Origin of the sequence: Streptomyces sp. NPDC088553, assembly GCF_044752965.1 — a bacterium.
Lineage (GTDB): Bacteria > Actinomycetota > Actinomycetes > Streptomycetales > Streptomycetaceae > Streptomyces.
On sequence record NZ_JBIVMG010000009.1, the window covers coordinates 226,341 to 240,756 of the forward strand.

Annotated in this window: 10 protein-coding genes; 7 read left to right on the forward strand and 3 right to left on the reverse strand. The window is 70.2% G+C overall.

Annotation, left to right across the window (positions count from 1 at the left end; translation table 11 throughout):
* Window positions 1–30 precede the first annotated feature (30 nt).
* Both ACIP8Z_RS29465 and ACIP8Z_RS29470 read right to left on the reverse strand, forming a co-directional pair.
* Window positions 31–1,230 (reverse strand): damage-control phosphatase ARMT1 family protein, encoded by a 1,200-nt coding sequence (locus ACIP8Z_RS29465; RefSeq protein ID WP_402088768.1) that lies wholly within the window; start codon window positions 1,228–1,230, stop codon window positions 31–33.
* A gap of 26 nt (window positions 1,231–1,256) precedes the next feature.
* Window positions 1,257–4,787: an NB-ARC domain-containing protein gene (locus ACIP8Z_RS29470; protein ID WP_402088771.1), complete on the reverse strand. Its 3,531-nt coding sequence runs from the start codon at window positions 4,785–4,787 to the stop codon at window positions 1,257–1,259.
* Window positions 4,788–5,057: 270 nt separating this feature from the next.
* Between ACIP8Z_RS29470 and ACIP8Z_RS29475 the strand changes: the two genes are divergently transcribed.
* Genes ACIP8Z_RS29475 through ACIP8Z_RS29500 form a run of 6 tightly spaced genes read left to right on the forward strand, consistent with a single transcriptional unit; the run spans window position 5,058 to window position 10,997 of the window.
* Window positions 5,058–5,735 (forward strand): class I SAM-dependent methyltransferase, encoded by a 678-nt coding sequence (locus ACIP8Z_RS29475; protein WP_402088773.1) that lies wholly within the window; start codon window positions 5,058–5,060, stop codon window positions 5,733–5,735.
* Window positions 5,732–7,048, forward strand: a complete 1,317-nt coding sequence (locus ACIP8Z_RS29480; protein ID WP_402088776.1) for a N,N-dimethylformamidase beta subunit family domain-containing protein — start codon at window positions 5,732–5,734, stop codon at window positions 7,046–7,048. Before ACIP8Z_RS29475 ends, ACIP8Z_RS29480 begins: the two co-directional genes overlap by 4 nt.
* Window positions 7,049–7,067: 19 nt before the next feature.
* Entirely contained in the window at window positions 7,068–8,222 is a 1,155-nt protein-coding gene (locus ACIP8Z_RS29485; RefSeq protein ID WP_402088779.1) for a glycosyltransferase family protein, read from the forward strand.
* A gap of 5 nt (window positions 8,223–8,227) precedes the next feature.
* Window positions 8,228–9,775 (forward strand): hypothetical protein, encoded by a 1,548-nt coding sequence (locus tag ACIP8Z_RS29490; RefSeq protein ID WP_402088782.1) that lies wholly within the window; start codon window positions 8,228–8,230, stop codon window positions 9,773–9,775.
* Window positions 9,776–9,780: 5 nt separating this feature from the next.
* Entirely contained in the window at window positions 9,781–10,335 is a 555-nt protein-coding gene (locus tag ACIP8Z_RS29495) for an FkbM family methyltransferase (RefSeq protein ID WP_402088784.1), read from the forward strand.
* Window positions 10,336–10,358: 23 nt separating this feature from the next.
* A complete protein-coding gene (locus tag ACIP8Z_RS29500; protein ID WP_402088785.1) occupies window positions 10,359–10,997 on the forward strand; it encodes a histidine phosphatase family protein in 639 nt (212 codons plus the stop codon).
* A gap of 32 nt (window positions 10,998–11,029) precedes the next feature.
* On the opposite strand, the gene metG is transcribed toward ACIP8Z_RS29500, so the two are convergent.
* Window positions 11,030–12,754, reverse strand: a complete 1,725-nt coding sequence (gene metG / locus ACIP8Z_RS29505) for a methionine--tRNA ligase (RefSeq protein ID WP_402088788.1) — start codon at window positions 12,752–12,754, stop codon at window positions 11,030–11,032.
* Window positions 12,755–13,110: 356 nt separating this feature from the next.
* Here metG and ACIP8Z_RS29510 point away from each other — a divergent pair, with 356 nt between their 5' ends.
* Window positions 13,111–14,406 carry a nucleotide sugar dehydrogenase gene (locus ACIP8Z_RS29510; RefSeq protein ID WP_402088789.1) on the forward strand — a complete coding sequence of 432 codons (1,296 nt, stop codon included), beginning with the start codon at window positions 13,111–13,113 and terminating at the stop codon, window positions 14,404–14,406.
* The last annotated feature ends 10 nt before the right edge of the window (window positions 14,407–14,416 follow it).

The following is a 14,416-nucleotide window of genomic DNA, read 5'->3' on the forward strand; positions in this document are numbered from 1 at the left end:
TCTCTGGGCCTCGACCGTCACGAAGATCCCCTACCGTCGCACCTGGATCAACGCGTGCGTTCCACTCGTACGCCAGGCAGCCCCGGACCGTTCGAGCCCGTCCAGCACTTCCTGCTCCAAACCGACGATGACGTCGGACTTCAGGGTCCGGAGCGCCGCGACGGCCCCCGGGAAGTACGCGGTGAGATCGGCGAAGGACGCCTTGGCGTCCCACAGCCGGTCGCCCACCAGGCGCCGGTAGTTGAGGTCTCCCTTCAAGACGGTGAGCGTGGCGCCCTCGAACTCGCCGCGGAGGTCCTCGGGCATGTCCTCGTACGGCAGCGGAGCACAGAAGAACGGGTGGGTGCGGACCTCCAGGCTCCCTGCTGCCACGGCCTTCCACAGCCGGCCTCCGATCACACCGGCTTCGCCGGGTGCCTCGGTGAGGCGGCGGAGGCAGTCGACGACGTCGGCCGTCATCGCGTCGGAGACGTAGTAGGGGTACGGCTTGAGGTGAAGCACGACCTGTTCGGCATGCCGCTGTTCGAGGAGGTGGTCGATGAGGATCAGGTCCGGGATCAGCTCGCGCCCCGCATTGTCCGCCACCACGGCGACGGTCGAGGAGCCCCCGACGGGCAACAGCTGCCACAACAAGGCGCTGTCGTCAGCCACCAGCGCGGAGGCAGCGGCGTCACCGGCTGCCGGCTCCCCCGCCGAGACGCGGAAGCCGAGGTCCGCCCGGTTACCCCAGAGCGACGCGTGGAGCAGGGCAGCAGCCCGCTCGTCCGCCGGAACGCTCGCGAGCGCGTCCAGGGCCCGTAGTTCCTCCTCCACGGCCTCACCGCGCAGCTCGGCCCGCTTGAACGGCGCGAACGGATCGACTCCCTGCCACGGCCCGGTGCCGAAGTAGCCGACCGCGCCGAGGAGCCTGCGGTAGAAGTAGCTCTCCGCCCACAGGAACGGGGCGTCGTACCAGGAGCGCCCGAAGTGCTCCTGCCCCCAGTCCGCCCAGCGCTCACGGTCGTGTTCCCCGGGGGCGAGCGGCTCGATGACGCCGTTGGTGATCTCGTCCAGCAGGGCGTCGAGGGCCTCGTGCTGCTGGCGGCCGTACGGGAAGGCGTCTCGCACCTGCTGGATGAGGGCGGGGTGGCGCTTGGCCAGCACGCCCCAGGCGAACGAGCCGGGCTCGTTGCTCAGGATGACCGGCGCTCCAGCCGCATCGCCCGAGTCGTGGGAGGTCTTCTCTGTCATCGTGTCCAAAGCCCTTCGCATGTCGCTCACGTGTCCATAATCCCCAGGGCCACGACGCCAGCCGCGCTCCCGACCAGCACCTCACCCGTCGCCGGCTCGAAGGCCGCGCAGTGCAGTGAGGCGTCCACTCGGACCTCGGCGATCTGCCGCTGATCGTCGAGCGACCACACGCGCACCGTCCCGTCCGCCGCAGCTGACACGAGGCGGTCCTCGTCGCGCATGAAGCCCAGCATGAGGATGCGGCCCGTGTGACCGGAGAGGTGGGAGGTGAACCGGTCCGTCCCCAGATGCCGTACCGCGATGTCTCCGGTTCCCGACCCGACCGCCACGCGGTCGCCCGGACCGTCCACGGTGACGGCGCGAGCCCATCCGCTGGGGCTGCTGAACCGGCTTCTGAAATCCCCGGTGGGGGCGTGCCATACGCGCACCGAGCCGTCACCACCGCAGGCAACCAGGACGTCTCCGCTGTCGTCGAACGAGAGCGATCGCAGCCGACCGGCGTGCACGTCCTGAGTCCACAACAGCGTCCCGGTGGGGAGATCCCAGCACCGGATGTGTCCGTCACCCGTGCTCGCAGCGATACGAGGCGTCGAACGGGCCATCGCCACAGCCCACGTTCGCGGAGTGTCCTGGTTCAAGGTGAGCGACCAGGCCGGGTCAGGCAGCGACCAGACCCTGACCGCCCCGTCGCCGCAAGCCGCGGCGACGTGCTCCTCGCCGCAGGCCAGGGACCAGACGCGTCCATGGGCGGGGGGCAGCCGCCGGCCGACCGCCGCCGTCGCTGTGTCGACGACGGCGACGCCGCCGTCCCCGTCGCCGACCACAGCGGTACGTCCGCCGGCCGCGAACTGCGTGGACCACACGGTGTTCGAGCCACCGACCAGGGTCCTGAGCCTGCCCTTCCCCACGGCCCAGACACGGACAGCGCCGTCCTCGCACCCGGCGACCACGGTGCCGTCACCCGTTCTGGCGAGTGAGCGCACCCAGTCGACGCCCTGCGGGAGCTGTGTCTCACCTACTGACGTCTCCGCCGAGAACGCCTGGATCCTCGGCTCCTCGGTCGCGGCGACGAGGACGTCGTCACGCGGGGACAAGGCGACGGCGCGCACGCGCGCCTTGAGGCCGGTGATCCGGCGGACGAGCGCGAGTTTTCCGTCGGCCGTGTCCCACAAAGCTGCGGAACGGTCACCAGACCCCGAGGCCAAGAGGGAGGAGCCGGGGGCGAAGGACACGGAGCGGACCCAATCCTGGTGTTCCGCACGTTCGTCGAGGAGGCGGCCGGTGCGCAGGTCGAAGAGTCGGACGAACTCGTCCTCTCCGGCCACGGCCACGAGCGAGTCGGAGTCCCCGCCGATCGCCACGGACCAGACGGGGGTGCCGGCGGCCCGCATCGTACGCAGGAGCACCAGCCGCTCCAGGTCCCACGCGCATACGGCTCCGTCCTCGGCACCGGAGACGAGGACCGAGTCGGCTGAGGAGAAGGCGAGGCTGCGGATGCGGCGGTTGTGCCCGGGCAGCACCCCGACGGGTTCGCCGGTGTCCGTGCGCCACAGTCGGATCGCTCCGTCGTCCCCCGCTGAGGCGAGAACCATCCCGTCCCCGGAGAGCGCAGTTGCGAACACCCATCCGGTATGGGCTTCGTGGGCTCGGAGGAGCCTGCCCGTGTTCAGGTTCCACAGCCTGACCACCCCGTCCTCGCCGCCTGATGCCACGAGGTCGCGGACGGCGGACACGCTGACGACCGCACCGATGTGACCGCGCTCCGTCACCGCCTCGGAGCTCACCTCAGGGGGCGGCAACAGCCACCGCGGGGCGAGCACCGTTCCCTCCCCCGCCGCGCCTTCCAAGGTTCGGGTGGCCTCGGGTGTGGATGCCCGCCGCAGCACGATCGAGAGGGTCGAGGCGATGTCGGCCGGGCTCTCCAGCCCGTTCAGCAGATACCCGGCACCGGTCAGGGCCCGGGCGGTGGCCCACACCTGGTGCTGCGGGTGGCCGGCATCGTGGCGCTCGGGCATGGCGTCGAGCACGGCGGCGTCCGCGGTCAGCGACTGGTGCCCGACCAGTGCGACCTTGCGCATGACGTACGTCGGCGAGGCCAGCAGGCTGACGAGCTCGGCGTCAAGGCCCGCCTCACGCAGGTGGTAGGGGAGGTGACGCCACAGATATCCCTCGCTATCAGCGAGCGTTTCCCAGGCACCGTCCGTGCTCTGCCGGTACGCCTCGGTCAGGGACCGGTGAAGGGTCGCCCACTGGTCACCGATCAGATGGCGCAGATAGGACCGGAACACGTCGTGCAGCACGATGGCGTTCCGGTCGGCGAGGTAGGCGCCGATCAGGGACCGGTCGGACAGCACCCGGCAGAACTGGCGCACCACGTGAGGGGCCCACCCGTTCGCGGTGCCCCACCAGTGGGTGAGGACCGACATGGGGATCGGCACCGACGGAGGGAACACCGCCAGGGACAGGTACCGGTCTCGCAGGTCCGTGCGGCCGGCGATCGAGACGCTCTCCGCGAGACTGCGGAGGCTGGATTCGAGCGCCTGCCCGATGGCGTTCTTGCGCTGGTCGGAGTCCCAGACGTCGAAAGCCTGAGGGCCGTACGCGCGGATCGCCGCGTTCGTCTCCGTGACGGCGCGGTCGGCCGGGGCGCCGAAACCGACCTCCTGAGAGACGTTCGCGCCGACGATCGACGCGAGGAGCGGCCAGCCCCCGCACACGCCTGCGAGGCGCGCGGCCTCGGCATCGCCGAGGGCACCGACGTTGCGGACGAGCAGCTCGCGGATCTCCCCCGGGGCCATGGGCCCCAGGCGCACGACTCGGGCGGAGCTGGGGCAGACGCGCACGTTCCGCGTGGTCACGAGCCGTACGCAGTCCTCGCCGCCGAGCAGGAAGGGGCCGAGGTCGGTGGCGGACCAGACGTTGTCGACGACGAGGAGCGCACGTCGTCCCTGGAGCAGGCGGGCGAGGTGGAAGCCGGCCTGTTCCGGATCGGCAAGCGATGGACGGTTGCCGTCGAGGTGGACGCACAGGTCGGAGATCAGCTCGACGACCCTGGCAGCCGTGCATCCCTCGCCGGTCTCCACCCAGAGGATCTCCGAGAAGGAGTCCCGTACACGCGGGTCGTGGCACACCTGCGTGGCCAGCGTCGTCTTTCCGAACCCGCCGGGGCCGCACAGGGCGACCGTGGCGACGGTGTCGTCCTGCGCCGCCTCACGGAGTACGGAGACGAGCCCTTCGAGATCTTCGGACCTGTGCACCAAGCCGGGCTCCGGAACAGGTATGGGGCGGTATTCGTCCGGCGCCGGCGCGACCTCGGGCGTCGGAGCACCGACAGAGTCCCAGAAGCGCTGCCGCACCTCCGCGTCGCTCCGTTCCAACGCCGTGTCGAGTAACGCCTGGGAGTCCGGTGCGACGACGATCTCCTCGCCCCGGGCCTCCCAGTTGGACACCGTCCGGTCGCTGACGCCGAGGTAGGACGCGAAGCCACGCACGCTCCGTCGCGTCGCGAGCCGCAGAGCACGCGCCTCCCGTCCGGTCCAGCGCTGCACCGTGGCCACCTGAGCTCCTTCGACCGACACCGACGACGGTAACAGGGTAGGGCGGTCTGACCAGCGGCGTAGAGCCTTCGCTGCGACGGGAGTTCAGCACGGATGCAGCACCCGGGCGATTCGGGCCAGGTCCGGGCGAGGTGCACCCGTCGCCCTGGACAGCGGCGGTGCTGCACCGCGGGTGCGACACCACGACAGCCCGCTGACCAGCGCCGCTCGGCAGTCTTCTCGGCACGGAGCACCACGGCTCCGTGAACAGCCGAGAGGGGTGGTCACAGCGTGACCGGAACGGAAGAACGACAGGGCGGTCCGGGCGACTGGTCCGGAGGGCAGATCGCCTACTACCGGGCGCGAGCCGACGAGTACGACGCCACGTACGGCACCCGCATGGACATGCCGCGGCTCGCGAAGGCCCTGGACTCGCTGCCGATCGGCGGTGACGTCCTGGAGATCGCCTGCGGCACGGGCCAGTGGACCCGGCTGCTCTCGCACCGGGCCCGCAGCCTGACCGCGCTGGACGCGGCGCCGGAGATGCTCCGCCGGGCCCGCGACCGTATGCGAGGAACCGAGACCCGGTTCGTCGAAGCCGACGTCTTCGGCTGGGAGCCGGACCGCCAGTACGACACGGTGTTCTTCGCGTTCTGGCTCAGCCACGTGCCGCCGGTGGAGATGGAAGCGTTCTGGAACCTGCTCAGGTGGACTCTGGTGCCCGGCGGTCGCGTGGTGTTCCTCGACGACTCGCCGGCGAAGGCGGAGATCGAGGACCGGGTGGAAGCGGCGCCCGTGCCGACCGTCCATCGCACCCTCTCTGACGGCTCCCGTCACATGGCCGTGAAGGTGCTCCGAGACTCCACCGAGCTCACCTCCCAGCTGAGCGGTCTGGGTTGGGACGCCCGCGTCGAGGCGATCGACCTGTTCCACCTCGCCGGCGTGGCCCGCGCCAAGGAGGGCGCGTGACCACCGTCAACGGCTACGCGGCCCGGCCCAGCGTCCGGGCCGGCGAGGTGGTGCGCCTGCACATCGCCACCACCGCGCCCCGCTTCCACGTCGACTTCTACCGCTGGGGAGCCGAACCGCAGCACGCGGGGCACGTCGAGTGGCCCGGCCGTGCCGCGTCTCCTGGACGTTTCGACGCGGACTGGCAGTGGCCCGCGTACGAGTTCCTCGTACCCCCGGAGTGGCGGTCCGGTGTCTACGTCGCGGTGCTGAGCACGGAGCGCGGCTCCGGCATACCGCCGTTGGACGCCCGCGAGGCACGCATCCTCCTGGTCGTCACCCCCTCCGCGCCCTCCGGCCGCAGGATCCTGTACAAGATCCCGACCTTCACCTACCAGGCGTACAACACGGCGGGCGGCGGCAGCCTCTACAGCGCCGCCCAGGTCACGACGCGCCGTCCCGGGGGTGGTGTCGGCGGGCCTGTGAAGGGCCTGCCGGACGCGTACGACCCGTCATCGCCCCGGCAGACGTTCGCCCACTGGGACGCCCCCTTCATCGCCTGGATGGAGCGGAACCGGATCGAGGCCGACTACTGCACCGACCTGGACCTCCACGAGGAACTGTTCCTGCGCGACGGATACCGCCTCCTGGTCGCCGCCGGTCACGACGAGTACTGGAGCACCGACCTCCGACGCCACGTGACGGCCTTCCGGGACGTCGGCGGCCACATCGCGAACTTCGGGGCCAACACCTGCTGGTGGCGTGTCGACGTCGCCCCGGGCGGGACGGGGCTGTCCTGCGGCAAGTTCCCGCCCGGAGCGCCCGCCGGCACCGACCCGGACAGCTCGTACGGGTGCCCGGACCACTGGTGGGAGTCGGAGCCGGAGAACACCCTCCTGGGCGTGAGCTACCGCAACGGCGGGGGCCACTGGGAAGGCACCCGCGCTTCCCAGGGCTTCGTCGTCACCGACGCCGGCCACTGGGCCTTCGCCGGCACAGAGCTCAGGACCGGAGACAGCCTGGGACACGGCGGAGCGCTGATCGGCTACGAGTGCGACGGCGCGGCGTATGAGTACGACGCCGCCGGCCGCCCGCGTCCCACCGGCCAGGACGGGACGCCGAAGGACTTCGAGATCCTCGGCGTCGCCGAGCTCCCCCCGGACTGGAACTTCGCCGCCCGGGAGCCGATGTCCGGCCCCCGGGCCGCCACGCTCGGCGTCTTCACCGCCGGCGGCACGGTCTTCACGGCCGCCACCACCGACTGGGCACGCCTCCTGGCGACCGATCCCCAGGTCGCCACGGTCACCCGCAACGTCATCACCCGGCTCTCCTGACCGAAGGGATGGGATCGTCGTGCCCGCAAACGGAACCAGTAACGTACGACCGCTCGACGTCATCATCGGTGTCAACGGCATCGGTATGGGACACACCGTCCGGCAGAGCGTGATCGCCCAGTACCTCCGCGACCGCGGACATCGGGTCCGGATCGTCACCAACGGCCAGGGCAGGGTCGAGTACTTCCGGGACCTCGGCTTCCCCGCCTGGGACGCCTGGATGCCGACGCTGCTCGCGCGCGGCGACCGGATCCACGCCCGCGACGCCCTGCGCGCGAACATCCGGCAGGCGCCCGGAGGTCTCCTCCGCCACCTCCGGCTGCGCCGGGCCATCCGGAACAGCGGCGTCCCGGACGTGTTCGTCACCGACTACGAGCCCAACACCCCCCGTTTCGCCTACCACTTCGGTCGGCCGCTCGTCTCCATCGACCAGCAGAGCAAGTACCGGCACCTCGACCTCCCCACCGTCGGCCGGTACGCCCGTACGGCCGACGAGCAACGGCTGCGGTACTTCGCGCCCCGCATGGACCGGTCCTTCATCTGCTCCTACGTCCCGCTGAGTGCCGAGGACCAGAGGGTGGAGTTCATCTCCCCCGTCGTTCCGGATCTCGTCAGGTCGGCGCAGGTCACCACCGAGCCCCTCGTCACGGCCTACTTCTCCCGCTACTTCGACCACGGCCCGGAGGAGTCCGTCCGCGAGCTGGCCTCGGTCTTCCGCCGGTCCGTACCGGACCGCACGCTGCGGATCTACGCACAGCCGGCGGAACTGAGGTCCCTGCGTGGGTACGCAGACACCCGGATCGAGATACGCGCCTTCGACCGCGAGGCGTTCATCGCGGACATGGCCCGTTCCGAGGCCGTCTTCTCCAACGCGGGCTTCAACCTGATCAGCGAGGCCCTCGTCCTCGGCAAACCGGTCCACCTCGTCCCGTTGCCGACCTACGACCAGCACTGGTGCGCCAAGGTCGTCGACGAGGCCGGGCTGGGCACTGCCGCCCCGCGCGTCGAGCGGCGAGCCGTCTTCGACTTCCTCGCGAGGCGGCCGGTGCTCCGCGACAACGTCGTACGCCACCGCGACCTGTACCTCGCAGCCGATCCCCGGGAACGGATCGCCTCGTACCTGGAGAGCCTGCCGGCCGGCGACCGGCCGATGCCCGCGCCGATCGCGGGGTAGTCGACATGCCGACTCCCCCAGTTCCTTCCTACGTGGTGACCGCGGCGGTCGTGGCCGCCGCGGTGGCCTGCTACCGATTCGGGGTCTCCCCTGCGGTACGGGCCCTCGCCCGGCGCCCCACGCCACTGGCCATGGGTGCGGCCGTCGCGGTCATCGCCCCCTTGGCCCTCCGCCCGTCGCTTCTCCCCGAGCAGCTGCGTTGGTTCGTCGTCTCCGTGATCGCCCTCCTCACCTGGCGAGGCACCACTAGCGACTACGACGTCACGCTACCCATCGGTCCCCAACGTAGGGACAAACTGCTCCTCCTGCTCCTCGCCGTTGTGTCCTACCTCTGGGCTCCCGCCCTGCTGGCGTGGATCGCCGTGTTCTGCGGCAGGCTGCGTGGCTGGCAGCACCACGCGATGATGTCGGTGAGGCTGCTCAAGGGGTACCTCGCCTGGTTCCTCGTGACCGCGGTCCTCACTCCGCCCCCGTCCGACTCCACGGCGGGTCTGGTGCTGGTACTCGGCTGTGTCTCGCTGTCGCACTACGTCAAGCCGGCCTGGAGCAAGGCCTGTCTGGGGCCGCGCCCCTGGTCGTGGGCCTGGCACAACCGCACGCACTACCTCATGGCCTCGGCGTACTCCTGGGGCTGGGCGCGCTTCCTCCCGTCTGGGAAGGTGTCTCAGCTCCTGCGCCGGGCGAGGGTCGTGGACCGCCCCGTCAACATCCTCACGATGGTCGTGGAGGCCGCCGGGCTGGTCGCCTTCCTCGACCGTCGGCTGATGATGGCGATCCTGGTGGCGACCGCACTCTTCAACCTCGCCGTCGCCCTCGCCTCCGGCATCCTCTTCTGGGAGAACATCGCCGTCAACGCCGGACTCGCGACGGTCATCGGGCTGCTCCCCGGCACGGAGTACGACACGGCCTTCGGGTGGCCCGCCGCACCGGTCGCGCTCACCGTGATCCTGCTCAGCGCCGCCGACCTGCTGTGGCAGCCCTGGCATCTGGGGTGGTGGGACTCGCCCTTCACCGCCCGCATCCACTGGCAGGTGGAGACCGCCTCCGGCGCGACGCGAGGTCTCTACAACGACTACATGTGCCCGTACGAGCGTGAGTTCGGCCGCGTCGAGGGCTACTTCCTGACGGACGAGCCCGTCCTCCACGGACACCTCGGAATCGTCTGGGACCGGCGGATTCGCGATCTCCTCGTCCAGGCCGACGGGGACCCGAACCAGCTGTACCAGCTCAAGCAGACCTACGGCCGGACACACAGGAACGAGGAACGGTCGGCCGAGCACGTCGCCTTCCTGACCGCCATGTTCACCCGGCTCAACGCCGGTACTCGAAAGAGCCTCCTGCCCCGGTGCCTACGTCACCTCAAGGCGCCCGGGGGCCAGCTCTACCGGTGGGGCGATCTGCCCGCCTACCGCGGCGAGGAACCCGTCCGCCGCATCACCATCCGCTACGAGGAGCGCTGCTACCTCCCCCAGACCGGCGACTTCGTCCTGCTCGCCGATCGCGTCGTACGGGAGATCGACCTCAGCGCTCCGATGACCCACCTGGAGGACTGACTCACATGCGCAAGATCTTCGTCGACTGCGGCGCCAACCTCGGAATCGTGCTGAAGCGCTTCATGCACGAGCTCCCGGACCACGACTTCTACGCCTTCGAGCCCAACCCGACCCTGCTCCCCTCCATCACGGCGAACGTGGAGCAGGCCCAGCACGCCGGCCTGGTCGAGGTCTCCCCCAGTGCGGTGTGGACCGAGGACGGCACGATCGACCTCTTCCTCGGCCACCACGAGAGTTCCACCGTGATGCCCGACAAGCGGGTGCCGCCCATGTACGACCAGCAGATCGACTACAGCTCCCCCGTCGCCGTACCGGCGGTGGACTTCAGCGCCTGGCTCCGCCGGACCGCCACGCCGGGTGACCACGTCGTCGTGAAGATGGACATCGAGGGCGCCGAGTACCCCGTGCTCAGGAAGCTGCTCGCTGACGGGACGATCGGCCTCGTCTCCGTCCTCTACGTCGAGTGGCACCACGACCGCTTCCCCGCCATGAGCCAGGCCGAGCACGACGAGGTCGCCGCCGCCGTCTCCGCACGCGTCGACGTCCGCCACTGGGATTGACCGGAGTGAGGGGACACGACGCCATGAACACCCAACGCATCTACCTGGTCAAGCACGGCGAGACGGAGGAGAACCTCCAGGGCATCCACCAGGGCCGCGCGGTCGGCGGGCGGCTCAGCGAGCGCGGGCGCGCCGACATACGGTGGGTCGGTGCCTGCCTCGCGGCGGCCGGGGTCGCCGTGGACCAGATGCTCGTCAGTCCGATGTCCCGTTGCCGGGAGTCGGCCGAGCTCCTCACCGCCGCGCTCGCCCCGGCAGAAGTCCGCGTCGACGAGCGTCTGGCCGCCAAGGACAGCGGTCACCTCGGAGGCCGGCCCAGGGAGCTCGCCGCCGCCGAGGCCGCTCGCCACGGCGTGCCTATCCACCAGCTTCGCACGCCGGGCGGCGAGTCGTCGGAGGACGTCCAGACCCGCTACGTGGACCTCTGGGACGAGGTCTGCTCCGGCGAGCGGCGAACCACCGTCCTCGTCGGGCACGGTGGGGGCATCGCCTGCCTGCTGCTGTGGCTCACCGGGAACGGCTTCGACCGGTACCTCCAGCACGTGCCCGGGTCCGCCGGGGTCACGTGCGTAGAGATCGACGGCCCGGCTCCGCGCGTGCGGCTCATGAATGTCTCGCCCGCGGACCTGCCCGTCCTCCTCCACTCCCGTACCGCCCGATGAGAGTCAGGACGGTACGGGGGCGGGGACGCCTGTCAGGCCTCCGGGGCGCCGCCGAAGCGCTCACGGTAGGACTCCAGGTCCTCCTCCGTGATCTTCGCGAAGAGCACCGGCGGCACCGTGAACGCGGTGCCTGCCGGAACAGTGCCCAGGGACTTGGCCTGGTCGGCGGTCACCCAGGTCGCGGTGTCGTTCTCCAGGGCGAAGGCCCCGCGCATGGCGGCGGCCGACGTCGGGATGAACGGCTCGGAGACGACCGCGTACAGGTGGATCAGGTTCATCGCGGTACGGAGCGTCAGCGCGGCGCCGTCGGCGTCGGTCTTGATCTCAAGCCAGGGGGCCTTCTCCTCCAGGTAGGAGTTGCCCGCGGACCACAGCGCACGCAGGGCGGCAGCGGCCTTGCGGAACTGCAGGGCCTCCATCTGCTCCTCGTACTCGCCGAGCAGCCGTGCGATCTCCTCGCCCAGCTTCGCCTCCGCCTCGCCGGCGGCGTGCCCGGCCGGGACCTCGTCGCCGAAACGCTTGCGGGAGAACGACAGCACGCGGTTGACGAAGTTGCCGAGGGTGTCCGCCAGGTCCTTGTTCACCGTGGCGGTGAAGTGCTCCCACGTGAAGGAGGAGTCGTCCGACTCGGGGGCGTTGGCGATCAGGAAGTAGCGCCAGTAGTCGCCGGGCAGGATCTCCAGGGCCGCGTCGGTGAAGACGCCGCGCTTCTGCGAGGTGGAGAACTTGCCGCCGTAGAACGTCAGCCAGTTAAAGCCCTTGACGACGTCGACCTTCTTCCAGGGCTCGCGCACACCGAGCTCGGTGGCCGGGAACATCACCGTGTGGAAGGGGACGTTGTCCTTGGCCATGAACTGCGTGTACCGGACGGTGTCGTCGGCCTCGTACCACCACGACTTCCAGTCGCGGGTCTCACCGTCGGAGGCGGCGTCCGCCCACTCCTTCGTCGCACCGATGTACTCGATCGGGGCGTCGAACCAGACGTAGAAGACCTTGCCCTCTGCCGCGAGCTCCGGCCAGGTATCGGCCGGCACCGGGACACCCCAGTCGAGGTCGCGGGTGATGGCGCGGTCGTTCAGGCCCTCGGTCAGCCACTTGCGGGCGATGGACGTGGACAGGTGCGGCCACTCCGCACTGACGGTGGCGATCCACTCCTCGACCTCGGGCTGGAGCTTGGACTGCAGCAGGAAGAGGTGCTTGGTCTCACGGACCTCCAGGTCCGTGGAACCGCTGATCGCCGAGCGCGGGTCGATCAGGTCGGTCGGGTCCAGGACACGGGTGCAGTTCTCGCACTGGTCGCCGCGTGCCTTGTCGTACCCGCAGTGCGGGCAGGTGCCCTCGACGTACCGGTCCGGCAGGAAGCGGCCGTCGACCGGCGAGTACACCTGGCGGATCGCCCGCTCCTCGATGAAGCCGTTCTCGTTCAGCTTGCGCGCGAAGTGCTGGGTGATCTCGACGTTCTGCTGCGAGGAGCTGCGGCCGAAGTGGTCGAAGGCCAGCTCGAACCCGTCGTACACGGCCTTCTGCGCGTCGTGCGCCTGCGCGCAGAACTCGGCGACGGAGAGCCCGGCCTCCTTGGCGGCCAGCTCGGCCGGCGTGCCGTGCTCGTCGGTGGCGCAGATGTAGAGGACGTCGTGGCCACGCTGGCGGAGGTACCGGGAGTACACGTCCGCCGGAAGCATCGACCCGACCATGTTGCCCAGGTGCTTGATCCCGTTGATGTAGGGAAGCGCGCTGGTTACCAGGTGTCGAGCCATCCTTGGATGCTCCATTTCGTACGTACGGCGCCGGTGGCGCTGCCACGGCGGGCCCAGGTCGGGAGGCCGCAGCCGACGCGATCACTCCGATCGCACGTCGACGTCACTCACGGTGACGGAACGGGACTGCAAGCCACCGTCATCGTATCGAACCGGGGGTGGGGCCAGCCCGCGGGTTTTCCCGCCTCTCCATGCCGAGCCCGAAAAGCACTCGGCCGTCCAAGACAGGCGGCCAAGCGAGTCCCGGACGGCCGAGGCGTTCCCCATCTTACGGCCACCACCCACGGCGGATCTCGCGCCGCGAGTACGTCCCCACCATCCGACCCCCAACCCCGAACCGCAGCGAGGTGGACCGCATGACCAGGAACCACGAGCCCCGTCGACTCCGCGTCGTCGTCGTGGGGCAGGGATACGTCGGGCTCCCGCTCGCGGTGCGAGCCGCCGAGATGGGGCACAGCGTCGTCGGCCTCGACGTCGACGCCGGCCGGATCAAGCGGCTCGTGGTCGGCGAGTCGTACGTCGAGGACGTCTCGGACAGGCGGCTGGCACCGCTCCTCTCCGCCGGCGTCTACCAGCCGACCGGCGACCCGGCCGACTGCGCCGGGTTCAACGTGGCGGTCGTCACCGTCCCGACGCCACTGCGCGACGGCGCACCGGACCTGTCGCACGTCGAGGACGCGGCACGGACGCTCGGCCGCCACCTCACCCGCGGAGCGACCGTCGTCCTGGAATCGACGACGTACCCCGGGACGACCGAGGAGGTGTTCCGCCCGCTCCTCGAACGAGGCTCCGGCCTGACTGCCGGCCTGGACTTCCACCTCGGGTACAGCCCGGAGCGCATCGACCCCGGAAACTCCACCTGGACACTGGAGAACACGCCCAAGGTCGTCTCGGGCATCACCCCGTCCTCCTTGGAGTCGGTCCGCGACTTCTACGCCTCCCTCGTGGACACGGTCGTGCCCGTGGCCAGCTGCAAGGAGGCGGAGCTGACCAAGCTCCTCGAGAACACCTTCCGGCACGTGAACATCGCCCTCGCCAACGAGCTGGCGATCTTCGCCCACGACCTGGGCATCGACGTCTGGGCGGCCATCGACGCCGCGTCGACCAAACCCTTCGGGTTCATGCGCTTCACCCCCGGCCCCGGCGTCGGAGGCCACTGCCTACCCGTCGACCCCTCCTACCTCTCGTGGCGGGTCGAACGGACCCTGGGGCAGAACTTCCGCTTCGTCGAGCTGGCGAACGACGTCAACAACCACATGCCCGACTACGTGGTGCGGCGTCTCGTGGCGGGCCTCAACGAACGCGGGAAGCCGCTCAAGGGCTCCCGGATCCTGCTGCTCGGCCTGGCGTACAAGGCCAACACCGGGGACGCCCGCGAGACACCGGCGGCCCGCGTCGTCGAACTCCTCACGGGCATGGGCGCCGAGGTCCAGGCCGCCGACCCCCACGTCCTGGACGACGCCCACCCACGCGCCGCCGGCCTGGAGGGCGTCCGGCGGGTCGAGGTGACCCCCGGCTTGCTCGGAACGGCCGACGCCGTAGTCCTCCTCGCGGACCACGAGGCCTTCGACTACCCGCTGATCAGCGCGCACTCCCCGTACATCCTCGACTGCCGTCGCCGACTCACCGGCGCCCACGTCGACTCCCTCTGATCTATCTGAA

Coding starts and splice junctions, on each gene's coding strand:
- metG (WP_402088788.1), bottom strand. CDS start 12,754: ATGGCTCGACACCTGGTAACCAGCGCGCTTCCCTACATCAACGGGATC.
- ACIP8Z_RS29465 (WP_402088768.1), bottom strand. CDS start 1,230: ATGACAGAGAAGACCTCCCACGACTCGGGCGATGCGGCTGGAGCGCCG.
- ACIP8Z_RS29495 (WP_402088784.1), top strand. CDS start 9,781: ATGCGCAAGATCTTCGTCGACTGCGGCGCCAACCTCGGAATCGTGCTG.
- ACIP8Z_RS29500 (WP_402088785.1), top strand. CDS start 10,359: ATGAACACCCAACGCATCTACCTGGTCAAGCACGGCGAGACGGAGGAG.
- ACIP8Z_RS29510 (WP_402088789.1), top strand. CDS start 13,111: ATGACCAGGAACCACGAGCCCCGTCGACTCCGCGTCGTCGTCGTGGGG.
- ACIP8Z_RS29490 (WP_402088782.1), top strand. CDS start 8,228: ATGCCGACTCCCCCAGTTCCTTCCTACGTGGTGACCGCGGCGGTCGTG.